This is a genomic window from Desulfosporosinus lacus DSM 15449, from assembly GCF_900129935.1.
GTDB classification, from domain to species: domain Bacteria; phylum Bacillota; class Desulfitobacteriia; order Desulfitobacteriales; family Desulfitobacteriaceae; genus Desulfosporosinus; species Desulfosporosinus lacus.
The window spans coordinates 49,999-71,373 of record NZ_FQXJ01000011.1; the positions used below are offsets into that span (position 1 = coordinate 49,999).

Annotated in this window: 24 protein-coding genes; 21 read left to right on the forward strand and 3 right to left on the reverse strand. The window is 42.5% G+C overall.

Annotated features, from left to right (window positions below; all coding sequences use genetic code 11):
- Positions 1-174 precede the first annotated feature (174 nt).
- Positions 175-2,631: a DNA ligase D gene (ligD, locus tag BUB11_RS15380; RefSeq protein WP_073030646.1), complete on the forward strand. Its 2,457-nt coding sequence runs from the start codon at positions 175-177 to the stop codon at positions 2,629-2,631.
- Positions 2,632-2,662: 31 nt separating this feature from the next.
- Here ligD and BUB11_RS15385 read toward each other — a convergent pair whose 3' ends face one another.
- Positions 2,663-3,481 carry an EFR1 family ferrodoxin gene (locus BUB11_RS15385; RefSeq protein WP_073030647.1) on the reverse strand — a complete coding sequence of 273 codons (819 nt, stop codon included), beginning with the start codon at positions 3,479-3,481 and terminating at the stop codon, positions 2,663-2,665.
- 149 nt (positions 3,482-3,630) lie between these two features.
- Here BUB11_RS15385 and BUB11_RS15390 point away from each other — a divergent pair, with 149 nt between their 5' ends.
- From BUB11_RS15390 to BUB11_RS27830, 3 genes are all read left to right on the forward strand, one after another.
- Complete coding sequence (locus BUB11_RS15390) at positions 3,631-4,473, forward strand: helix-turn-helix transcriptional regulator (RefSeq protein ID WP_084110332.1); 843 nt, start codon at positions 3,631-3,633, stop codon at positions 4,471-4,473.
- Positions 4,466-4,594, forward strand: a complete 129-nt coding sequence (locus tag BUB11_RS28810) for a hypothetical protein (protein WP_282434008.1) — start codon at positions 4,466-4,468, stop codon at positions 4,592-4,594. The genes BUB11_RS15390 and BUB11_RS28810 overlap by 8 nt, the downstream gene beginning before the upstream one ends.
- Positions 4,595-4,659: 65 nt before the next feature.
- Entirely contained in the window at positions 4,660-4,803 is a 144-nt protein-coding gene (locus BUB11_RS27830; RefSeq protein WP_169315199.1) for a hypothetical protein, read from the forward strand.
- A gap of 350 nt (positions 4,804-5,153) precedes the next feature.
- Here BUB11_RS27830 and BUB11_RS15395 read toward each other — a convergent pair whose 3' ends face one another.
- Entirely contained in the window at positions 5,154-5,591 is a 438-nt protein-coding gene (locus BUB11_RS15395; protein WP_073030648.1) for a hypothetical protein, read from the reverse strand.
- Positions 5,569-5,793 carry a helix-turn-helix transcriptional regulator gene (locus BUB11_RS15400; protein WP_073030649.1) on the reverse strand — a complete coding sequence of 75 codons (225 nt, stop codon included), beginning with the start codon at positions 5,791-5,793 and terminating at the stop codon, positions 5,569-5,571. Before BUB11_RS15400 ends, BUB11_RS15395 begins: the two co-directional genes overlap by 23 nt.
- Before the next feature lie 385 nt (positions 5,794-6,178).
- Between BUB11_RS15400 and BUB11_RS15405 the strand changes: the two genes are divergently transcribed.
- The 17 genes from BUB11_RS15405 (at position 6,179) to BUB11_RS15485 (ending at position 21,343) form a co-directional block, all read left to right on the forward strand.
- On the forward strand, positions 6,179-6,748 hold the full coding sequence (locus BUB11_RS15405) for a MarR family winged helix-turn-helix transcriptional regulator (RefSeq protein ID WP_073030650.1): 570 nt from the start codon (positions 6,179-6,181) through the stop codon (positions 6,746-6,748).
- 448 nt (positions 6,749-7,196) lie between these two features.
- Entirely contained in the window at positions 7,197-7,967 is a 771-nt protein-coding gene (locus BUB11_RS15410; protein ID WP_073030651.1) for a type II toxin-antitoxin system Phd/YefM family antitoxin, read from the forward strand.
- A gap of 61 nt (positions 7,968-8,028) precedes the next feature.
- The gene (locus BUB11_RS15415; protein WP_345788583.1) at positions 8,029-8,931 is read left to right on the forward strand and encodes an HD-GYP domain-containing protein; all 903 of its coding nucleotides are present in this window, start codon (positions 8,029-8,031) and stop codon (positions 8,929-8,931) included.
- A 541-nt stretch (positions 8,932-9,472) separates the two neighbouring features.
- Positions 9,473-9,730 carry a type II toxin-antitoxin system HicA family toxin gene (locus BUB11_RS15420; RefSeq protein ID WP_073030652.1) on the forward strand — a complete coding sequence of 86 codons (258 nt, stop codon included), beginning with the start codon at positions 9,473-9,475 and terminating at the stop codon, positions 9,728-9,730.
- A gap of 2 nt (positions 9,731-9,732) precedes the next feature.
- Complete coding sequence (locus tag BUB11_RS15425) at positions 9,733-10,077, forward strand: type II toxin-antitoxin system HicB family antitoxin (RefSeq protein WP_073030653.1); 345 nt, start codon at positions 9,733-9,735, stop codon at positions 10,075-10,077.
- A gap of 3 nt (positions 10,078-10,080) precedes the next feature.
- Complete coding sequence (locus BUB11_RS15430) at positions 10,081-10,392, forward strand: hypothetical protein (protein WP_084110317.1); 312 nt, start codon at positions 10,081-10,083, stop codon at positions 10,390-10,392.
- 260 nt (positions 10,393-10,652) lie between these two features.
- Positions 10,653-10,883, forward strand: a complete 231-nt coding sequence (locus BUB11_RS28295) for a hypothetical protein (protein WP_084110318.1) — start codon at positions 10,653-10,655, stop codon at positions 10,881-10,883.
- 611 nt (positions 10,884-11,494) lie between these two features.
- Positions 11,495-12,208 carry a zinc dependent phospholipase C family protein gene (locus tag BUB11_RS15440; RefSeq protein WP_073030654.1) on the forward strand — a complete coding sequence of 238 codons (714 nt, stop codon included), beginning with the start codon at positions 11,495-11,497 and terminating at the stop codon, positions 12,206-12,208.
- A gap of 2 nt (positions 12,209-12,210) precedes the next feature.
- Positions 12,211-13,362: an MGDG synthase family glycosyltransferase gene (locus tag BUB11_RS15445; protein ID WP_073030655.1), complete on the forward strand. Its 1,152-nt coding sequence runs from the start codon at positions 12,211-12,213 to the stop codon at positions 13,360-13,362.
- Positions 13,363-13,432: 70 nt separating this feature from the next.
- Positions 13,433-13,879 (forward strand): hypothetical protein, encoded by a 447-nt coding sequence (locus BUB11_RS15450; protein ID WP_073030656.1) that lies wholly within the window; start codon positions 13,433-13,435, stop codon positions 13,877-13,879.
- Between the two features lie 68 nt (positions 13,880-13,947).
- Positions 13,948-15,111: a UDP-galactopyranose mutase gene (glf, locus tag BUB11_RS15455; RefSeq protein WP_084110319.1), complete on the forward strand. Its 1,164-nt coding sequence runs from the start codon at positions 13,948-13,950 to the stop codon at positions 15,109-15,111.
- A gap of 48 nt (positions 15,112-15,159) precedes the next feature.
- Complete coding sequence (locus BUB11_RS15460; RefSeq protein WP_073030657.1) at positions 15,160-16,182, forward strand: glycosyltransferase; 1,023 nt, start codon at positions 15,160-15,162, stop codon at positions 16,180-16,182.
- A 56-nt stretch (positions 16,183-16,238) separates the two neighbouring features.
- Positions 16,239-17,195, forward strand: coding sequence for a lysylphosphatidylglycerol synthase domain-containing protein (locus tag BUB11_RS15465; RefSeq protein WP_073030658.1), 957 nt, complete (start codon positions 16,239-16,241; stop codon positions 17,193-17,195).
- Between the two features lie 13 nt (positions 17,196-17,208).
- Positions 17,209-18,225 (forward strand): glycosyltransferase family 2 protein, encoded by a 1,017-nt coding sequence (locus BUB11_RS15470; protein ID WP_073030659.1) that lies wholly within the window; start codon positions 17,209-17,211, stop codon positions 18,223-18,225.
- A gap of 348 nt (positions 18,226-18,573) precedes the next feature.
- Complete coding sequence (locus BUB11_RS15475) at positions 18,574-20,004, forward strand: sensor histidine kinase (protein ID WP_073030660.1); 1,431 nt, start codon at positions 18,574-18,576, stop codon at positions 20,002-20,004.
- Entirely contained in the window at positions 20,001-20,717 is a 717-nt protein-coding gene (locus tag BUB11_RS15480) for a response regulator transcription factor (protein ID WP_073030661.1), read from the forward strand. The genes BUB11_RS15475 and BUB11_RS15480 overlap by 4 nt, the downstream gene beginning before the upstream one ends.
- Positions 20,718-20,977: 260 nt before the next feature.
- Positions 20,978-21,343 carry a ferric reductase-like transmembrane domain-containing protein gene (locus BUB11_RS15485; RefSeq protein WP_073030662.1) on the forward strand — a complete coding sequence of 122 codons (366 nt, stop codon included), beginning with the start codon at positions 20,978-20,980 and terminating at the stop codon, positions 21,341-21,343.
- The last annotated feature ends 32 nt before the right edge of the window (positions 21,344-21,375 follow it).

Genomic DNA, 21,375 nt, shown 5'->3' on the forward strand with positions numbered 1-21,375 from the left:
GAAGATAGAAATTTTCAAGAGAGTTTCAGTAGAGCGGATAACTAATAGAGGGAGCGAAATTAAGGGAATTGATATGCTCCTTTTTCACTATCCTGAACGACTGGATACTTATAATTCAATTGGAAACAATAGCGTATTGAGAAAATAAAAAAGAGAAGGAACCAGCGTGATTATATGACTGCAAAACTCACGGAGTACAACCAAAAAAGGAATTTTGCCAGAACCGCAGAACCGGAAGGGATAACAGAAATGGCCCAAGAGGGCCTGAGGTATGTGGTCCAACACCATATAGCCCGCAGAGATCACTACGATTTCCGCCTGGAATGGGAGGGAGCTCTATTGAGCTGGGCAGTGCCCAAGGGCCCTTCCTACGATACTCGGGACAAGAGACTTGCCATACGGGTGGAGGAGCATCCCCTGGAATACAGGAACTTTGAGGGGACGATTCCCCAAGGGGAATATGGCGGCGGTGTGGTCATGCTCTGGGACGAAGGGTGCTGGGAACCCTCTGGGGATGTGGCTGAGGGACTTCGTGCAGGGATGCTGAAGTTTGTTCTTCAAGGACGCAGGCTTAAGGGCAAGTGGGCTCTGGTGCGCTTGAAAGGGAAAGTGGGGGAGAAGCAGGAAAATTGGCTGTTACTTAAAGAAAAAGATGAGTATGCCAAAACTGGCGAGGGGATTTCGAAATTTACCACCAGCATCCGAACCGGACGCACCATGACGGAAATTAAAGAAGGGGAAGAGGAAAGGATCACGAAGAACCCCTTCAATATTACCGGCGTACAGCTGGCCCAATTAGTCCATACAGCTCCAAAGGGTGAGGATTGGCTTTATGAGTTGAAATACGACGGTTACAGGATACTGGCCTATATTGAAGGCAACAGCCTTCGGCTGATCACCAGGAACGGCCATGATTATACAAAGCGCTTTCAAGATGTCGCCGCTTCCCTCATTGAATTGGCGGTTGGTAGGGCGATGATTCTGGACGGCGAAATGGCCATCACGGATGCAGCAGGTAAGACGGATTTTCAGGCCCTTCAGAGCTATCTGAAAAATCCCCAGGCCAAAAGCCTAACCTATATCGTCTTTGATCTTCTGGCCTTAGATGGAGCGGACCTCCGCGGCCAGCGCCTGATTGACAGAAAAGAAACCCTGGAAGCCTTGCTGAAGGATGCCCCAGAAAACCTTCATTACAGCCGGCATGTGAAAGGAAAGGGCAAGGAAAGTTTCCGCACGGCCTGTGAGGCAGGTATGGAAGGGATCGTCGGCAAAAAAGCCGATTCCGTCTACAGTGGAGCAAGAAACGGTGACTGGATCAAACTTAAATGCGATCAAAGGCAGGAATTTGTCATCGGAGGTTATACCCTTTCCGATAAAAAAACCAGCGGGGTAAGTTCCCTGCTCCTGGGTGTCTATGCAGGCGGGACATTAGTCTATGCCGGCCGGGCCGGTACCGGCCTAAGCGAAGCCGACATGAAAGAGCTGGAGGGAAAATTTGCGGGCCTACTGAGAAGGGAGCCCCCTTTCCAACTCGCGCCCAAGCCCAGATCCACTGAAAAGATCACTTGGCTTGAACCTGAGCTGGTAGCGGAAATCAAATTTGCCGAGTGGACCGCAGATCATCTCTTAAGGCAGGCCAGCTTCAAAGGCCTGCGGAGGGATAAGAATCCCAAGGATATTAAAAAGGAAAAAGCGGCTGAGGATAAAGCCGATGAGGAAGTACAGCCTCCATCAGCCGCTAAAGAAACGGTGAGCGTCGTGGAAACAAACACCAACGGTATCATCATCGAAGGAATTAAGATCAGCAACCCGGACAAAGTGATCTTTGCCGACCCGGAAATCACCAAAGGGGATGTGATCCGGTATTATGCCCAGGTGGCAGAGCGCATGCTGCCCTATGTGAGCCACAGGGTTCTCAGCATTGTGCGCTGTCCCAAGGGCATCTCCCAGACCTGCTTCTATAAGAAGCATCCCGGTCCGGGAAGCATTGGGATTGTCACTATCCCTATTTCCACCGGTGGCGGAGAAAAGGAAGACTACTTCTATATTGAGAACCCAGCCGGACTGATCGCCGAAGCACAAATGGGCACCCTGGAATTTCATATCTGGGGGAGCCGTGTCGACGAGCTGGAAAAGCCTGATCTGATGGTCTTTGATCTGGATCCGGATGAGGGAATGGATCTGAGCAGGGTGCGCCAAGGGGTGCGGGATGTGAAAGCTATTCTTGCCGAGCTTTCCCTGAACTCCTATCTCAAGACCAGCGGCGGCAAAGGGTACCATGTGGTCGTCCCTTTAAAACCTGCCGTTACCTGGAATGTTTTTCACGATTTTGCCAGGCGCGTCGCCCAAGTAATGGAGCAGAAGTGGCCTGAGCGCTATACAAGCAATGTGAGAAAGGCTAAGCGCACCAACAAGATCTTCATTGACTGGATTCGCAACGGCAGAGGTGCTACCAGCATTGCCCCCTATTCCCTGAGAGCGCGAAACGGGGCCGGGGTGTCCATGCCCATTGGGTGGGATGAACTGGACATAGTGGCTCCTAATGGTGTCAATATGGCGGAGGCCCTCCGGAGGATCGGTGGTAATGACCCTTGGAACGATTTTTTCCGGAACAATCAGCAGCTTAAATGAATTGCTGTCATTTGTTGTCCCGTCAATTTAATCATGCTGATTCAATGTCGGAAAAAAAGAATACCGGCTCCTTTCGCTCTTTATACAGTTTATTTAGTCGGATTGCAGCGTCTTTGACTAGACCGGTTTTCATAGTTCGGGCGTTTTGAGGACAGTTCTTTATGCAGGCACAACACGTGATGCATTTTTCCTGATCAACCAAATGACTATTCTCTGAATCGATAGCTCCTACAGGACACCCTTCTGCACAAATTCCGCATTGCGTACACTCATTACTAATTGCGATGAAATCAACACTCCATAGCTTCGAATCTCCTCTATAGGGATAGTTGCCAGGTATATTTAGATCAGAAATGTGATCGACTGATGAAACAGATAGTAGTTTTTCCTTTATTTTACGTCCGAATAATTCTGCGTGATTTAAGTCACTTGCATCAGGACTGGCTTCTGCTATCGGTGTTTCGGAACTAGAAAAGGAGTGTTCTCCAATATAGGCTGCACAGGCGATCGGTATACATCCGCGTACTGTCAGAATATCTTTAAGCTCAAGTAGGGCATCGTCATACGCACGATTACCATAAACGACGACACATACAGCAGGTGTATTACGAGCTTTAATCTCATGTAGCCATTCAATTAAAAGTAAAGGCACTCTTCCCATATAAACTGGCACAGCAACAACAAGTAATTCATTTTCTGATGTTTGTAATGGGTGTTTTCTCGCAGCTGGTTGGGTAATATCTATTAGTTCTACAGTGTTGTGATTAATTCCGCGAGCAATACCTTGAATAATCGCTTTTGTTGTCCCCGTCGGTGAAAAACAAACCAGCTTTAGTGATTGTATTTTCATTAGATGCCCTCCTTTAAATCTTTAGACTTTCTGCAGTTAAAAAGCATTTTTATTCGTTTTACAAATTCTTCATGAATTACAGTAATACAAATCTTATAATGTTACTAGGAGTGAGATTATAATGGTATAAATTATACTAGATAGGATTGATGACGAGTTTGAATAATGAGAAACATCGATATAAAGAGCTAGGGGATTTTTTAAAAACCCGAAGAGCCAGAACTTTACCCTCACAAGTGGGACTTTCATCAGCAACCCGCCGCCGTACTCCTGGTTTGAGAAGAGAGGAAGTCGCCCAGTTAGCTGGTATTGGGTTGACTTGGTATACATGGCTTGAACAAGGAAGACCTATTCATGTTTCAACTCAAGTAATAGAAAGCTTAGCTAGAGTTTTATTGCTTGATAAACAAGAACGCATTCATTTGTACCTTTTAGCGAATCAGCCCCTTCCGGCAGATATACCGGGCTATCAAGGATCAGTAAGTCCGATACTTCAGCATGTTCTGGATAGTTTAATACTCTGCCCATCTCTTGTCATGGATCAGAAGTGGAATGTTATTGCTTGGAATAAAGCAGCATGTTTAATTTTTGGTGATTTCAATGAAATGAACCTTCGCGAACGAAATATAGTATGGGCGATGTTCACAGATAATAAATATAAACAGTTATATGCCGACTGGAATCTGTATGCCAAGGGTCTGGTGGGCCGATTCCGTTCAATGTGTGGGCAATATATTGAAGATTCATGGCTTGCTCAGTTTATCGATGATCTTAAAATGCAAAGCACTGAATTTAATTTATGGTGGTCTTTACATGAAATTGAGAGTAATAAAGAAATTTACAAGCAATTGAATCATCCTGTTGCGGGAATATTAGATTTCGAGGTTAGTAATTTTGACGTTTCAGACAATTCTGGCTTAAAATTGATTGTTCATATACCTTTATCGGAATCAGATACTGCTACAAAAATGAAATCATTGTTGGATGAGTAACAAGTTATGTGCCAGCGTTGATGATCGTTATGCGGCAGTCATTGAAAATTCGCCCATATATTCTATTCCGGAACTGTTTAAGCACGCGGCCAGAGGACAGCAACTGAGACGAATAGGTTAATAGGAATAAGAGAATCCGGTAGTTTATGGGGAAGTTAACATGGGAAGTTTATAGGAGGGTCGGAAATGAGTTCGAACTGCGAAAATTGTAAGATGCGTATCAAAGCAGAACAGAAGCCAAATTCATTTTTAGCGAAATTCTGGCGCTGGCATACTCGATGGTGCCCAGGCTGGAAAGCGTACCAGAAGGAATTAACAGGAAAAAAGTAAGATGAATTTTAGGGACAAGACTCACAAGTTATGAAGACGAAGGGACTGGAATTTGACGAGGTCATTATCCCTGCGGCCAACAGCAAGACTTACGCCAGCAATTATGACCGCAGCCTTCTCTACATTGACCTGCTCCGGCGAGCTGACCCGGCTGATCGACGGAGATACCGAGGAGGTGGGGCGGGGTGCATAATGAGCTGGGGATCAGTGAATCTGGGCAGGGGCTGTTGAAAAAAATCGGGTTAATACAGAAGGTGCGGCAATCCTGAGGGATGAGCCGCACCTTCTGTATTGCCTTCGAATGTCTTAAGTGTATATTTTAACTGAAGATGACCCGACCATGAATAAATCTACATTTCTTTCTGGTATTTATTCAGATAGTAAATGTTTGAGAAAACAATAAACAGATAGGCGGCTACAAAGGTCAGGATCATAGACATATCCACCTGCATTAAAGCAAAGGCCAGCATCAGTGCTGCAAATACCATTAGCATCAAGTCATAGGATTTTGCTTTTGCTTTATTGCTTATGGCTATATTCCGTTCGTCTTTTGCCTCTACTTCAATTTGCTTTGCGGCTTGTGGTTCCTTTTTTAAGGCGGCGTTTTTCAGTATTTCGCCTAAGTTTTGCCCAAATAAGCCAGTTCCAATCCCTACACAAAGATATGGTAATACACGCACCATACCCTGTGCGCCCGGTATTGATTTTATCAGTACAAGGCCTGTTACAAAAATTATTAAGCCAATTACTGAAAACACTGCATACTTATCGGATTTGCTTTTGTTCATTGTTGACCTCCTCTTCGTAGATGAAAATGTCTTCAATACTCATGTTGAAATAACGGGCAATTTTAAAGGCTAAGAGAATTGAGGGATTGTATCTTCCGTTTTCCAAGGAGCCGATGGTTTGCCTGGATACCTCCAAAGCTGCTGCCAGCTCTTCCTGTTTGATTCCATGTGATTTGCGTATTTCCTCAAGCTTGTTTTTCAAATGACCACCTCTTATACTTGTAATGGAAAGTGAGCTTTCCGTAGACATAAAATAGCATATAAACGCACTTGTGTCAAGTAAACTTTCCATGACGAGGGATACTTTGAACAGTAGAGTGGGAATTCGTCGTTTAGCTTTTCACGCAGGAGGAAGCGGACAGATTCCCATTCCCATGAATCCTGTGTGAGTGCCCCAGCTTTATGACCTGGGGTACGACACACTATACTGAAAAAGGAAGAGTGTTTTTTTACATAGGAGTGAGAAACGGGGGGACAGGAGAATGATTAGGAACCTAAATATTTCTGTTGACATTGATAAAAAATCCTAGTATATTAAATATAAGTTAGGTACCTAAGTATTATTTGGAATTTTAGGAGGAAAAGATATGTCAAAAACAAATACAAATAAGTTATATCAGGCTTTGCATCGCTTAAATCGGCAGATGCACCGCTCGTACCATCGAGAAGGACACGGAAAAGGTGGACTTTATCATGGACAGGCAAACTTGCTGCGCATAATCTTGCAAAATGACGGTGCCAGCCAAAGAGATTTGGCAGAGCAACTGGATGTACGTCCGTCTTCAATGACAGAGATGCTGACAAAGCTGGAGCAGAGTGGCCTGATTCTGAGAAAACAAGATGATAAGGATCAGCGGGTAATGCGCATCTATTTAACCGAGGAGGGGAAAAAAGCGGTTGAGAAAATTGCTGAAAGCAAAGATGCCTTCGTAGAATCCTTTTTCAAGGCTTTAACAGAGGATGAACGAGAACAACTCCTTATCCTTACGGAGAAATTGTGCGCAAATTTGGAAGCGGCAGAGGATTCTCATGGAGGGGGGATGCACCGCGGACATGGCTCAGGGCATCATGGTTCGTGCCGGAAAAAAGGTATGCACCAAGGTCATGGGCACCACAAACATCAACATCATCATTGTTGTCCCGCCGAAGGTGAGTAAGCAGAGGGTTTAGAATGATAGCCATGAAACTGAAAAGACAGTATTAGAAAGAGTTCGCCGTTGCAACCCACATTTAGCAAAAGAAAAGTATCTTGAAGCTTTCCAACAGATCGTGGAGAATGTACCCTGCCACCTTGTAACTGATGAGAGCGGACTCTTATAGTGATATTTATAACCTTTCCGAACTTAATTGTTAGGGAAGGTTTTTGTTTTGTATGATTCCTACGGCTGAAATCAGCCAACGAGCTCGAAAAGAATATATTACAGCTTTAAAATTTGCACTGTAAAATAATTATCACATACGTTTTATCTGTTTAGTGCAGAGTATCATCGAGATTGGGATCAAAGAAAGGACTATGCTTAAGCTTGCCCCAAAGGTCGCAGTGAGCTAAAAGATTGATAATTATCGCACGATATTATATAATTATCGTGCGAGGTGATTAGAATTATGAACGATATAGATAATGAAGGTCATCAAAAATCGAACAATATAATTACAGCCACGGAGCTTAAAAGCAATCTCGGGACATATTTGGATTATGTAATCGATAATAATGAAGTGGTAATTACCAAAAACGGTAAAAAAGCGGTGAGACTCACACCTTACCTCACAGATAGCGATCGCTATTTTCTGATAAAGGAGAAGGCTTTGGACTACCAGTATGGAGGAAAAAAAGTCTCCTATGAGGAATTTAGGGAAATCTACGAAAAAAGCGATATGCGCATGGAATTCATCAACGGTGAAATTGTGCTATTAAGCTCGCCAAGCATTATCCATCAAGAAATCTCGGGAAACTTATATGTTGGATTCAAGGAGTATCTCAAAGGGAAAGGATGTAAGGTATTTTATGCCCCTTTCGATGTACATTTCCGGAAAGAAGGTTTCAAAGACCCTGATGTAATGCAGCCCGATCTGCTTGTTGCTTGTGATGTGGCTGAGACCACCGATGAAAAAGGCCGATATATGGGCACGCCGGTTTTGGTTGTTGAGATCTTATCGCCAAGCACCAGGTCTAAAGATATGGTGGATAAGCTGAATACCTATATGATTTCCGGGGTCAGGGAGTTTTGGATTGTTGATCCTGATCAGGAGATTATAGTGGTTTACGGGTTTAAGGACCTGGATATTGATCTTTTTCGGACCTATAGGAAACAGGAAACAGTTCGGTCGTATTGGTTTCCTGATTTAGAAGTTTCAGGGACTCTGATTTTCCCTTAAATCCTCTGGGGAGGTACACGGGAAATACAATAAGTATAATATTAGTGATCATACTTCCAAAGTGGCTGCCGCTGATACGACGCAAGTAATTCCAGTCACAGAAGCCGCTGTATATGAGACATCAGAACAAACTACCAACAAAACGAAGATTACAAATACCAGAGATTCGACACTGAGCGAAATTAGCAGGCAAGTTGATGCAAAAATAAGTAATTTTCGAGAAATCGTTGATAGAATCAAAGACCAATATTCGGATGTCTATGTTAACGGCATTCGTGTCAGTATCTCATTTGGTTGGGATGCAAAGAAAGAAACCGATCAAGATATACTAAAAGTCCTCAAAAGTGCGGAGGATAATATGTATAAACATAAGATTATTGAGAATGAAAGTTTACGGGATAATACAATAAGTACAATTATTCGTACTCTACACGAAAAGAATCCAAGGGAAGAGCAACACTCTCAAAGAGTTAGCGAGATCTGCCAATTTATAGGAAAGGCAATGGGCTTGTCAGAAATTGAAGTAAGTAGGCTTAAAGTAGTCGGACTCCTTCATGATATAGGGAAAATCGCAATCGAAGAGCGTTTTTTTAATAAACCTGGAAAACTTACAGAGCAGGAGAAAAATGAAAGTAGTCGGCATCCTGACATCGGATATAGAATACTCAGCTCATCGTTTAGCATGTTAGATTTAGCAGATTATATCTTGGCACATCATGAAAGATGGGATGGTGCAGGATATCCGAAAGGTTTAAAAGGTGATGCTATCCCTATGGTATCGAGAATCATCGCTTTGGCTGACACTTATGATGCAATGACCAGTGAACGATCATACCGGAATGCATTGAGTGAAGCAGAAGCCCTTGCTGAAATTCGAAATAACTCTGGTTCCCAGTTCGATCCGGAAATCGCAAGAATATTTATTGAAAAGGTACTAAATAAACCATGGAGGGTAGTGGAATAATTAGGGTAACTGTTACTTCGAATGCACTTTCAAAAAGAGTGTGATTGATTTCTTGATGAAGTCGTTGAAGGAGAATGTGCATGCGGAGAATGAGCAGGCATAAGATTCCTACATCCAACAGGCAGAGCAAATAAAGGCTCTCCCAGATACAAATCTAAAAATGACCGTCGAAAAGTAATCAAGAGAGCCTTTATGAAGCGGCTATTCATAAGCCTTTAGTCACTGGCAAAATGGATCGGTTACGAAAATTTTTCTTAATTGCTACGTACATTGTGCCTGCAGCAATTCTTAACCGACCATTACTTAATTCCTCACAGTAAATATGCCATTATTTACATTGGTACGGATGATATCAATACCTTGTAGTCCAAGTATTATTGTCGTAAAATCAAAGACGGTATTACTATTCGATATACCCGCTTAATTTGTTTTTTATTAGCGTAATAATTGTGGATAAAGGATAGAACGCAATGGAATATGCAACTAATATTTAGTTGCATATTTTTATCTTTGATAATATATTAAAGATAAGAGGTGCACGATGAGCAAAAGAGATAAACTTATAGACAGATTGCTTAATAGACCTATCGACTTTGAATATGATGAAGCAAGAAGTCTGTTAGCGAAATTTGGTTACAAAGAAGACAACAGGGGGCGTACTTCGGGGTCGAGGGTTGCTTTCGCCCACTGTGAAACAGGACATATTATAAGACTTCATAAACCGCATCCGGGAAATATATTGAAGAAATATCAAGTCGAGCAGTTGATTGAAGAGTTGAAAAATCAGGGAGTGATTTGATTATGAAAGATGTGATGATATACAAAGATTATATTGGTTCAGTGCATTACAGCACAGAAGACGAGATTTTTTATGGCAAGATTGAAGGCATAAATGATTCAATCAGTTATGAAGGCAGTAGTGTCAGCGAACTAAAGTCAGCATTTGAAGAAGCGGTTGAGGATTATCTTGAACTGTGCAATTTGAACGGTAAAGAACCGGAAAAGATGTATAAAGGTAGCTTTAATGTAAGGATAACCCCTGAGCTTCATAAACAGGCAGCCCAAAGGGCCTTGATAGAGGGCAAATCATTAAATCAGTATGTTGAAGAAGCAATAGAACAGTATTCAGTAAAAGAACAAAAATGAAAATTGTGCGAGGAAGGCCGGATTAACAGCGTAGTTCGGTTCAGCAAGGTATTATGGGCAATTCCCAAAGATACCATAGCGGCGGGTCGTCGTCATACAGTTGGTCTTAAATCTGACGGAACGGTGACGTGTGTGGGTAATAATCGGTATGGCCAATGCGGTGTAAGCGACGGGTGCGATATTGTGGCGGTTGCTGTCGGTTACCTTCATACCGTCGGTCTTAAATCGGATGGTATGGTGGTGGCTGTGGGTGATAATGAATATGGCCAATGCGATGTAAGCGGTTGGCGTGGCATACAACTGCCCTGTAATTAGTTTTCATCATTTATCCAGTCGACTGTTTCTGAAATATGGCCTTCTGCCAAGGGGATACCAGAGGGGTACGGCATCTCCTCAAGGCACCTAGAGATGATCGTCGTGATAGAGCGTAAATAGATATCAGCGGCTATGGGGCAATTCGCCCCATTTATTTTTTGCCTTTTTACGTTTTTGAGTGTCCACAGCAGATCATTGCCCTGATATTATTCGTTATAACGTATATAATAAAATAAAAGGTTCGATCCAAGGAGGAACTCATGAATTATATTACTCCAAAAGAAGCTTCACAAAAGTGGGGCATCTCCGAGCGCCGGATTCAAAAGCTGTGTGAGGAAGGCCGTATTGACGGTGAACTGAATAAGCGTTTCAGTGATGAAAAAGTTGAATTTTTGCTAAAGCTTCAATGGTGGAACTGGGACGAAGAGAAGATATTTAATAATCTTGAAAAGTTAACGTCGGAAGCTGGTTTAGATCAATTAATGAAATAAAGCGGTTTGTGGGTAAAAGAATATCCTTAAGTATGAGAAATATGCTTATAGGTAATTTCCAGGATTAAAAGGGTAATACGACTGAAATTACAGAATTCGTGTGGCTTTTTATTGAATTTATTATTACATGATCACGAAAAATCACATGTTTTATAAAATACTGCAACGTCAAATGGCTAAAAAATATAATATCAACAAATAAAGGCTGGCACACATAACTTATAAAGAAAATGTGCGCCAGCTTTTATTTCGTCGCTTTACGGTTTTAAGCCTTTCGAAGCCTGTACACGGTGAATTTCCTCGACATAATCCTCAATTGATCTCCAAGCTCCGTTAAAAAAACTTCTTCCTCTTTCCCGTCCCCTCGTCCTTCGAGGAAGACCCTGGTAATCCCATAGAAACGGTTTGGGAGCAGGGTATCGACCAAATGCCTAAATTATAGAATTCTTTAAAACCATGCAGCGGCTTAACGTCTGCATGGTTTTTTACGCCAGAATAGTTTAGGAACTGTTTAGATATTGTTTAGATATTATCATCTTATAATTTAGAAGCATTTTGTAAACTTGGTATTGTAAAAGAAAAGAAAAGAAAAGAAAAGGTGCTGAATTGGAATGTATGAGGGAATTATTGGCCAAACCCTTGTTAAGGTAACAAAATTACTTCTCGCGTCAGCGGGACCGTTGCAATATTTTCTTGACAAACCTGGAGAAACCCATGTTCACTGTCTGGAACAGGCCTATGTTACATTGACTCATGATGGAAAAGAGGAGGTCGCCAGATTATTCCAGAATCATCATTCGATGCTAGCAAAAGGATTATACTGGGCTGACAGGGGTTGGAAGAACGTTAACCACTTTTATAGCCATCCCGACAAGCAAGGGAGCATGATCTGGCCGGGTGCAACAGGTGAGTGCCAGTGCTATTTCAATCGGGCGTTCACTTTGTTTCCAAAGGACGTCGATAAAGGAATGTTCTTTCTCGGAGCTGCGCTACATCTAGTACAGGACATGTGTGAACCACACCATTCCTTGGGGAGTGTTTTCGACGGTCACAAAGAGTTCGAAGCCTGGGCGACTCAAAACTGGGCTAAGTTTCCGGCAAAGAGTGGTATGTATCTGCCATTTTCTCACCCAGCTCAATGGATTGATTATAATGCTCGTTTTTCAGCCCGTCTATATCCCTTAGTATCATTGGAGAGCGGGTGTTCGGAAGAGAGTTATACCAAAGCGTCAGAAATCTTGATTCCTCTAACGATTTCCACTTCTGCTGGGTTTCTTGATTTTGTTTATCAACAATTAAAAAAGAATGTTGAGAGGGAGGGATAGGGTTGAAACAGTTAAGGATTCTTGTGTTTTCTGCTGGGTTTGGAAACGGACATTTCCGGGCTGCACAAGCCATGATTGAAGGCTTACGTGTTAAGGCGCCTGATGCAGAAATCATTCACTTGGATTTTGGCGATTTTTTGAGTAAGCGGCTAAACACAATGGCCAAAAATGTTTACCTTGAGATGACTAAACATACCCCAAAGATCTGGAAAAAACTGTATAATATCACTGATAGATTACAACCTGAATCGAGGATTCAAGGTTTTCTGAAACAATTGGGCCGCAGGGATTTTCTTCAATACATTCAGGCCTTTGCACCAGATCTCATTGTCTGTACCTATCCAACCATCTCTTCGATCTTAGCCCAGCTGAGACTCGAACAACTTCTTCAGGTACCGGTTATCACCGTAATAACAGACTATACTCTCCACAGTCACTGGGTTCATCCCGGGGTTGATCAATACATGGTGGCCTGTGAGGAAGTAAAAGCAAGTTTAGTATCCAGGGGAATCAAGGCACCACGTATTCTCGTGACGGGGATCCCGGTCAGCCCAAAATTCGACCTGGAAATGGATCGGGGGCACATAATTTCCAGGTTAGGATTGAGACCAAATATCCCCACCTTTCTAGTCATGGGGGGAGCCTATGGGGGTTCAAAAAGTGCAACAAGAATCTGCAAAACACTGGCAGATTCTCCTGAACCAGTCCAGACTATTGTTGTTTGTGGTAAGAATACAAGACTTTATCATTCTTTAGGAGAGGTTATCGAGCAATCACTTAACCCCATGGTACGCTTAGGTTACGTTCATAACCTAGAGGAACTAATGTCCGTTTCCGACTTGATTATTACTAAGGCGGGAGGTTTAACAGTTTCTGAGGCACTAACGAAGCACTTGCCGCTGGTTATCTATAAGGCCATACCAGGTCAAGAAGAAGAAAATGCGCGTTTTGTAGAACGTTTAGGTGCAGGGCAGGTTGCAGGCACAGAAGAAGAACTGGAATGGATCCTAAAACGTTTTTTAAGCAATCCAAAAGAAATGGAGAAAGTTCGCGAGAAAGCGGCCGTCGCTTTACCCGGTCGCTCAACGGAACGGGCAGTTGAGGCTATGCTGCAATTAACAATGAATAGTAGAAATGAGCAAAAAATCGGATAGTCGATTTTTTGAAGGGTAGCAGAACGATCAATCGTAGTAAACCCTTTGTGTTGTGAGAAGAGAGGTTAGTATGAAAATAAGAAACAGAATTTTCATTTCTAATACAGTAATGGTTTTGGTTTCGTTGGTTACATTACTTGCCATCACTGGAGCCTTGGTTAATTCATTCAGGAATGAAAATATCAATACTGAGATTGCAAAGGCGAAGCTGAATGAAAATGTGTTTGAGGTCCAAAGCTTGTTTGAACAATCAACTGAAATCGTGCTTGATTATGAAACATTTAGTAAGAGCCTTTCAAAATACCATTACCAATTATTTGTGACGGTAGATAACGATAAAAAACACTCGAATTTTGAGCCTGATGATGAAGAAGAAACGACGAATTATATGAAAGCATTTGATTTTTTAGTGGGAGACCAGGCAAGCGTGTATTATAGGGATTCGTTGACTATCGTAGGAAAATCTCTTGTGGTAGACGATCATGAATATAACATAGTGGTTTGGTACAAGTTTTGAAAGATTTATTATTCATTTTATTCTAAGCGGCTTTGTTCCTTAGAATTTTGAAGGTAGGGTACAGAAACATGAAAAAAAGAGAAATGTACGACTGTCTTGTCGTCGGTTGCGGCATGGCAGGCACAGTTATAGCGAGTGAACTGGCAGAGCGGGCAGGTAAAAAAGTGCTTGTCCTGGAGATGAGGGACCATATAGGTGGAAATGCTTATGATCACCTCAGTGAGAGCGGAATTTTAGTCCATCAATTTGGCCCCCATATCTTTCATACGGACAACAAAAGGGTCTTCGATTATCTCTCTCGGTTCACACAATGGCGAAATTACTCCCACGAGGTAGTGGGCGACATAAACGGAAAGCTAATACCTATTCCTTTTAATCTTAATTCGCTCCATTTGGCCTTTGAGTCTTCCAAAGCAACGCGTATAGAGCAAAAGCTGATCGCCATCTATGGCCTCGCAAGCAAGGTACCCATCTTGGATCTGCGTCGACAGCCTGATACAGACCTTGCAGACCTTGCGGATTTCATATACAACAACATATTTTTATATTACACGCAAAAGCAATGGGGCCTGGCTCCCGACGAAATCGATGCTTTGGTTACCGCCCGTGTCCCTGTCGTTATCTCTTATGATAACCGCTACTTTCAGGACACTTATCAGGGTATCCCTGCCCAGAGCTATACTTCGCTCTTCGAGTACATGTTAAATCACCCCAATATAGAGCTCCGGCTTAATTCCGATGCCCGCAGGATGCTCCGGCTGGAATCCGGGAAAGTGTTTTTTGACGGTTCCCCGTTCAACGGCACCGTAATATACTCAGGACCGACAGACGAACTGTTTGACTGCCGCTACGGCCGCCTACCCTACCGGACTTTGGATTTTGTCTTTGAAACTTACGATATCACCTGGTACCAGTCCAGGGGGACTGTGAATTATCCTGTTGACCAAGAATATACCCGTATCACCGAATTCAAACACCTCACAGGACAAGCTCTGGACGGACGAACGACCATCGTCAAAGAATATCCACGGGCTTATACGGGTGCCGACAACGAGACTCCCTATTATCCAATCCAAAACCCTGAAAACACCACCCTTTATGAGCGATACCGGAAGCTTACCGACGAATTTCCCCAAGTTCACTTACTGGGCAGGCTAGCGGAGTACAAATACTACAACATGGACGCCATAGTTAAGAAGGCCTTGGAGCTTGCTGACACCTTAATGAAGTAATGAGTTTGGTAGTTTTTAGGCAGAATAAAAGCTGCAGAAAGGGAGCTTATGTTGAAAAAAATTACATTTACCGTACCCTGCTACAATTCAGCGGCTTATATGGAACGCTGCATCGATTCTCTTCTTCCCTGTGGAAATGATGTGGAAGTTATTATTGTCAATGATGGGTCTACCGACGACACCCGAGAAATTGCCGATAAATATGCCTTGCAATACCCTGATATAGTACGGGTGATCCATCAAGATAACGGAGGACATGGCGAAGCGGTCAATACCGGCCTAAAAAACGCTTCCGGTCTTTATTTTAAAGTGGTCGATTCAGACGACTGGCTCGATGGCCCAGGTATGATTGAGGTGCTGCACACCCTTGAAACCTTCGTGGGTGGCAACGCTGCTCCTGATATGCTGGTCTGCAACTATATCTATGAAAAGCTACTGGAAGGGACTAGGCACGTCATTAATTATAGCAATGTCTTTCCCCACAATCAGATCTTCGGTTGGGATGACATGAGGAAGTTCCCCCCCTGGAAATATCTTCTGATGCATTCGTTGATTTATAGAACACAACTACTTCACGAATGTGGCCTTAAATTGCCAAAGCATACCTTTTATGTCGATAATATTTTTGTTTATCAGCCCCTGCCTTCAGTGAAAACTATCTACTATCTGGATGTGGATCTTTACCATTATTTTATCGGGCGGGAGGACCAATCTGTCAATGAAAGTGTCATGCTTAGAAGAATTGATCAACAACTCTTGGTAACGCGCATCATGATAGGATGTCACCATCTCCCTGGGAGCATAACCAGCAAAAAGCTATCCGACTATATGCTGAGCTATTTAGCCATGATGATGATAATTTGCACAGTATTCTTAAGGATTTCCGGCACAAAGGAAGATAATAGGAAGGAAAAAGAGCTTTGGTCCTTCCTCGCAAGTTGCGATAACGGCCTGTACCGGCATGCAAGTATCAGGTTCTTGAGGATCGTTGCCAACCTGCCCGGAAGTTCCGGCAATAAAATTACCATCAGCTTATATAACATAGCACGCAGAGTCTATAAATTTAATTAAGGCACATTCAAGAAAAAACACGACCTAACAGAATCTTGGACCAAGGGAGCAAATGAATGCCCACGAAAACAAAACTAAAGCTGTTTATAGGTATAATCATGACCGTCGTCATTATTTATTACTCGATTGAGGCGCTCAAAAGCCTGCATGTGAGCGTGCTTTTCCAGGCTGACATCAATTGGGGCCTTGCGCTGGTTTCAGTGGCTATCTTTGCGTATGCCAACTATATTCGTGGACTCGCCTATACACGGGGTATTGACCGGGACATGGACAGAATGACAGCTCTTCAAATCGTGGGTATAGGTCATGCTGCGAACATGGTTTTGCCCTTCCACGTCGGAGAGGGGTTGCGGGCGGCTTTTTTTCCGAAGGGATACAGTGCCATAAAGATAACAAACCTGCTGGTTATTCCGGCCATGGCAGATTTCGCGGCAATTATGATTCTCTCAATCGCCGCAGTTCCCTTTGCCGGATTTAAAGACCAAAATTTGTTAAATGCCTTGTGGATTCTTACTTTTCTCAGTATTGCCGCGTTTATAGTGTTCGTGATTCTCATCTTTTTTCATTCGCCGCTGCGTAGTTATCTCAGTGACTATTTAAATGTTGGCACCGTGAAAATGATGAATTGGGTGCTCCTTTCATGGGTTATCCTGCTTGTATCGACCTGGATTGGCCTTGTCGCCTTCGGCTTCCCCTGGGTGGCGTCCATTCGGCTGTCCCTTGCCGTATTTGCCGCCACTAATATTATTAATTTTATACCGGCCACGCCCGGTGCCATCGGCCTTTTTCAATACGGGACAATTCTGGCCCTTGGGGGCCTAGGAATTAATCCGACTACGGCACTGTCAGCAAGCTTGCTGTTGCACCTGATACAATATGCTGCACTCCTGCCCCTTGGAGGTTACCTCTACATTAGATCCCTACACGGACAATACGGAGAAGCGCTCGGGAACCTGTGGCACACGAATCGTCAGAAGGACACGAAGTCGCTGAAACTAAAACGGACAAAATGAAGATAGTCTGGAGATGAAAACTATCAAACTTTTATCAATTGTTGTACCATCCTATAATTCGCAGGACTATCTTCGCCACTGCCTGGACAGTGTAGTTAAGGGCGGGCAGGAGGTGGAGGTTATTGTGGTGGATGATGGTTCTACGGACAGCACGGCGGAGATCGCCCGGGAATACTGCGCTCGTTTTCCCGGAATTGTCCGCCTTGAGCAGAAAGAGAACGGTGGACATGGCTCGGCTGTCAACCGCGGACTGGAGGTGGCCACAGGTAGGTATTTTAAGATTGTCGACAGCGACGACTGGCTGGATACTGCCGACTACAGGTCGGTACTTTCGTTGCTGCGCGGCATTGGCTCCATAGACCTGCTGATCACGAACTATGTCTACGAATATTCCTATAACGGTAAGCATAAAGTCATGCGCTTTAGTAATGTTTTTCCACAAGGCAAGGTTATTACCTGGGACAGTATGGGTCGTTTTCGCTTCGACCAGCTAATGCTCATGCACTCCTTGTTTTACCGGACGGATTTGCTGCGAGAGTGCGGCCTCAAGCTGCCGGAACACACTTTTTATGTAGACAACCTTGTCGCCTATCTACCTCTGCCCTATGTGAAGCGCTTAGTATATCTGGACTGTTCTCCATATCACTATCTCATTGGCCGGCCCGGTCAATCCGTCAACACCCAGGTCATGATCAAGCAGATTGACCAGCAACTTAAAGTGACGCGCCTGATGATTGAGGCCTACGATCTTTTTCAGGACATTGAAGGCGAGAAGCTCAGACGCTACATGATTTTCTATCTTTCAATGATGATCGCCATCACTGTCACTCATATCTATATTCCAGGAGACGAAATGCTTAGCTGCAAGGCAGACGAGCTTTGGGAGTTTATTAAGGAAAAGGATGAAAAGCTATATGCTGTACTGCGCAAGAACTTTCTCAATTCAGGCATAAGGTTCGGGCAGAAAATCAACCCACGCCTTATATCTCTTGGCCTTAAACTTGTCAAACGCATCTATAAGTTCAGTTAAAATAAGCTTGCCAAGTAGTAAAGATTATTTTTATAGGATGATTGCGTGTACCGTCGATCACGATTCCTAGTTTTGATCCCTCATGTCCAATTATGAATATTGATCCGAATTCGGGATCAATATTCATTTGCATTTACTCATAATTGGACAGCTCCGCTCTTACCCTATCGTTTGTGTTCATCCTTAGACCTCCTGCAATCAATGAATAGTAGAAATGAGCAAAAAATGGGATAGTCAATTTTTTGGAGGGTAGCATTGTTTGTGCTTATGATATCAGGTATTATTGAATCAATGACAGGGAACGATCAACCGTAGTAAACCCTTTGTGTTGTGGGAAGAGAGGCCAGTATGAAAATACGAAACAGAATTTTCATTTCTAATACAGTCATGGTTTTGGTTTCGTTGGTTACCTTACTAGCCATCACTGCAGCCTTGGTTAATTTAAATGAAAATATCAATACAGAGAATGCCAAGGCGAAGCTGGATGAAAATGTGTTTGAGGTCCAAAGCTTGTTTGAACAATCACCTGAAATCATGCTTGATTATGAAACTCTTAGTAAGAGTCTTTCAAAATACGATTACCAATTATTTGTGATGGTAGATGATAAGAAAAAATACTCCAATTTTGAGTCTGATGATGAAGAAGAACTGACGGATTTTCTTAAAGTAATTGATATAGTGGGAGACCATGCCAGCGTATATTATCGGGATTCCTTGACTGTCGTAAGAAAATCTATTCTAGTCGACGATCATGAATATAACATCGTTGCTGTAAATAACGCCGAGGATGAATTCACCTGGTTTGGTACAAGTTTTGAAAGATTTATTATTCGTTTTATTCTAATTGGTTTGGCAGCTATTTTAGCTATTTTGGGAATTAGTCAGTTATTTACTAAGAGCCTTGTAGAACGTATTATGAAACCTATTGATCAGCTGATGGATGCCGCAAAACGAATTGAAGAAAAAAATCTAGAAGATCCGATTGTTTATGCAGGAGAGGATGAATTTGTGACAGTATGTACTTCCTTTAATCATATGCAGAGCTATTTATTCGAGGAACAGAAAAAAAATGCTACTTACGAGAAGGCGAGAACGGATATGGTATCAGGTATTTCACATGATTTACGCACACCGCTTACTTCTGTAAAAGGCTATATTAAAGGTATAAAAGATGGAATTGCCAATACTCCGGAAAAACAAAATCAATATCTGGACATTGCTTATGCGAAGGCTTGTGAAATGGATGTCCTATTGCAACGTTTGTTCTACTTTTCCAAAATGGAAACGGGAAACATGCCCTTCTATCTGCAAGTGACTGACTTAAACGAATTTATCAGGAAGTTTGTTGAAGGATGCAAAAATGATTTAGAGACAAAAGGTGCCAGTATTTCCTTTGATACATCAGGAAAGATTCATAGGGCATCTATCGATATAGATCAAATGCAACGGGTATTAACGAATTTGGTGGAGAATAGCTTAAAATATGCCAATACGGATTCTTTGGAGATTAAGATTTCACTTATCCAGGAGAATCACCGAGAGGTCATCGTGGTTTCGGATAATGGAAGTGGTGTGGATTTAGATAAACTTCCGCACTTATTTGAACAGTTTTATAGAGGAGACGAGTCGAGGAGTAAGAAAAACAGTGAGGGAAATGGTCTTGGTTTATATATCGCAAAATATATTGTAGAGGCATATGACGGAAGCATCACAGCAGAGAATGATAATGGACTGAAAATAGTAATATCTTTACCGAAGGTAACGGAGGACGTGCAGTGAGCAAGATTCTAATTGTAGAAGATGACAATGAAATAGCTATGCTGGAAAAAGATTACTTAGAAATCAGCGGATATGAAACAGAACTGATTCAGGATGGCTGTAAGGTAGTAGACGCGGTACTGGCAGGAGACTATGATTTAATATTATTGGACTTAATGTTGCCGGGCAGCAGTGGGTATGATATCTGTCGGGAAATACGTGACAAAATAGATATTCCTATCTTGATGGTGACGGCTAAAACAGAATCCATTGATAAGATACGTGGCTTAGGTCTTGGGGCAGATGACTATATTGCCAAACCATTTGATCCGGCGGAATTGGTGGCAAGAGTAAAATCCCACTTAAGCAGATATGAACGATTAGCCGGCGGTGACTTGAAGAAAAAACCGGCGCTGGATACACTAGCACAGCAGGGGACAATTCAGATTGGGAATTTAAAGATAATGACATTGAGCTATAAAGCTTATCGTGGTGAACAGGAAATCAAATTTCCAAATCGGGAGTTCGAACTACTGAAGTTTCTTGCGATGAACCCTGATATTGTATTTTCAAAGGAGCAGCTTTTTGTAAAAATATGGGGATATGATTATGTGGGTGCCAGTGCAACGGTGATGGTACATATTAATCGTATCCGAGAAAAGATTGAGGAAGACCCTAGTAATCCCAAAATCATAGAAACAGTTTGGGGAGCTGGGTATCGACTAAATGCATAGAGTTTAGAATTCTTTAAAACCATGCAGAGGCTAACGTCTGCATGGTTTTTTTATACCTATCCAGAAAGTATATGTTTTGAGTAGCATAATTCTGGTGGTATAAGTGCAACTAAGGCAGACGCCTGCGCCTGCCAAGTTTTCTTTACGCAAAAATAGTTTAGGAATTGTTTAGATTTTATCATCTGATTATTTAGAAGCATCTTGTAAACTTGGTATTGTAAAAGTTAACTAATGCAGTTGGAAGAATTGGAGGAAACCAAATGAGTTATTTAATGATGTTAATCAACATCCTTTCAGCAAAGATTGCTATCTGTGCGTTTTTTATTGTAGTAGCGAAATTTGTTACCAAACGGGTTGGTATAAAATCTGTTGATAGGTTACTAATGACTATACATAAACCGGCAGGTTATGTTTTAGTCGTAGCAGGATTGATACATATGGTGTTTTCCTTTCAGGTGGTAAGTACAATCCCAATTATCGGCTATGTAATGGGATTTATCTGCATGTTTGCCATTATAGCATTAATAGCAACATGTATGTTAAAGAGAAAATTTGGTGAACATTGGTTAGTATGGCATCGGATTATGACTGCAATAGCTATAAGTACAGTCATACTGCATACCTAAATAGTAGAACATGTGCTATTCAGTTGATTATC

Coding starts and splice junctions, on each gene's coding strand:
- ligD (WP_073030646.1), top strand. CDS start 175: ATGACTGCAAAACTCACGGAGTACAACCAAAAAAGGAATTTTGCCAGA.
- BUB11_RS15385 (WP_073030647.1), bottom strand. CDS start 3,481: ATGAAAATACAATCACTAAAGCTGGTTTGTTTTTCACCGACGGGGACA.
- BUB11_RS15390 (WP_084110332.1), top strand. CDS start 3,631: ATGACGAGTTTGAATAATGAGAAACATCGATATAAAGAGCTAGGGGAT.
- BUB11_RS28810 (WP_282434008.1), top strand. CDS start 4,466: ATGAGTAACAAGTTATGTGCCAGCGTTGATGATCGTTATGCGGCAGTC.
- BUB11_RS27830 (WP_169315199.1), top strand. CDS start 4,660: ATGAGTTCGAACTGCGAAAATTGTAAGATGCGTATCAAAGCAGAACAG.
- BUB11_RS15395 (WP_073030648.1), bottom strand. CDS start 5,591: ATGAACAAAAGCAAATCCGATAAGTATGCAGTGTTTTCAGTAATTGGC.
- BUB11_RS15405 (WP_073030650.1), top strand. CDS start 6,179: ATGTCAAAAACAAATACAAATAAGTTATATCAGGCTTTGCATCGCTTA.
- BUB11_RS15410 (WP_073030651.1), top strand. CDS start 7,197: ATGAACGATATAGATAATGAAGGTCATCAAAAATCGAACAATATAATT.
- BUB11_RS15420 (WP_073030652.1), top strand. CDS start 9,473: ATGAGCAAAAGAGATAAACTTATAGACAGATTGCTTAATAGACCTATC.
- BUB11_RS15425 (WP_073030653.1), top strand. CDS start 9,733: ATGAAAGATGTGATGATATACAAAGATTATATTGGTTCAGTGCATTAC.
- BUB11_RS28295 (WP_084110318.1), top strand. CDS start 10,653: ATGAATTATATTACTCCAAAAGAAGCTTCACAAAAGTGGGGCATCTCC.
- BUB11_RS15440 (WP_073030654.1), top strand. CDS start 11,495: ATGTATGAGGGAATTATTGGCCAAACCCTTGTTAAGGTAACAAAATTA.
- BUB11_RS15450 (WP_073030656.1), top strand. CDS start 13,433: ATGAAAATAAGAAACAGAATTTTCATTTCTAATACAGTAATGGTTTTG.
- glf (WP_084110319.1), top strand. CDS start 13,948: ATGAAAAAAAGAGAAATGTACGACTGTCTTGTCGTCGGTTGCGGCATG.
- BUB11_RS15460 (WP_073030657.1), top strand. CDS start 15,160: ATGTTGAAAAAAATTACATTTACCGTACCCTGCTACAATTCAGCGGCT.
- BUB11_RS15465 (WP_073030658.1), top strand. CDS start 16,239: ATGCCCACGAAAACAAAACTAAAGCTGTTTATAGGTATAATCATGACC.
- BUB11_RS15470 (WP_073030659.1), top strand. CDS start 17,209: ATGAAAACTATCAAACTTTTATCAATTGTTGTACCATCCTATAATTCG.
- BUB11_RS15475 (WP_073030660.1), top strand. CDS start 18,574: ATGAAAATACGAAACAGAATTTTCATTTCTAATACAGTCATGGTTTTG.
- BUB11_RS15485 (WP_073030662.1), top strand. CDS start 20,978: ATGAGTTATTTAATGATGTTAATCAACATCCTTTCAGCAAAGATTGCT.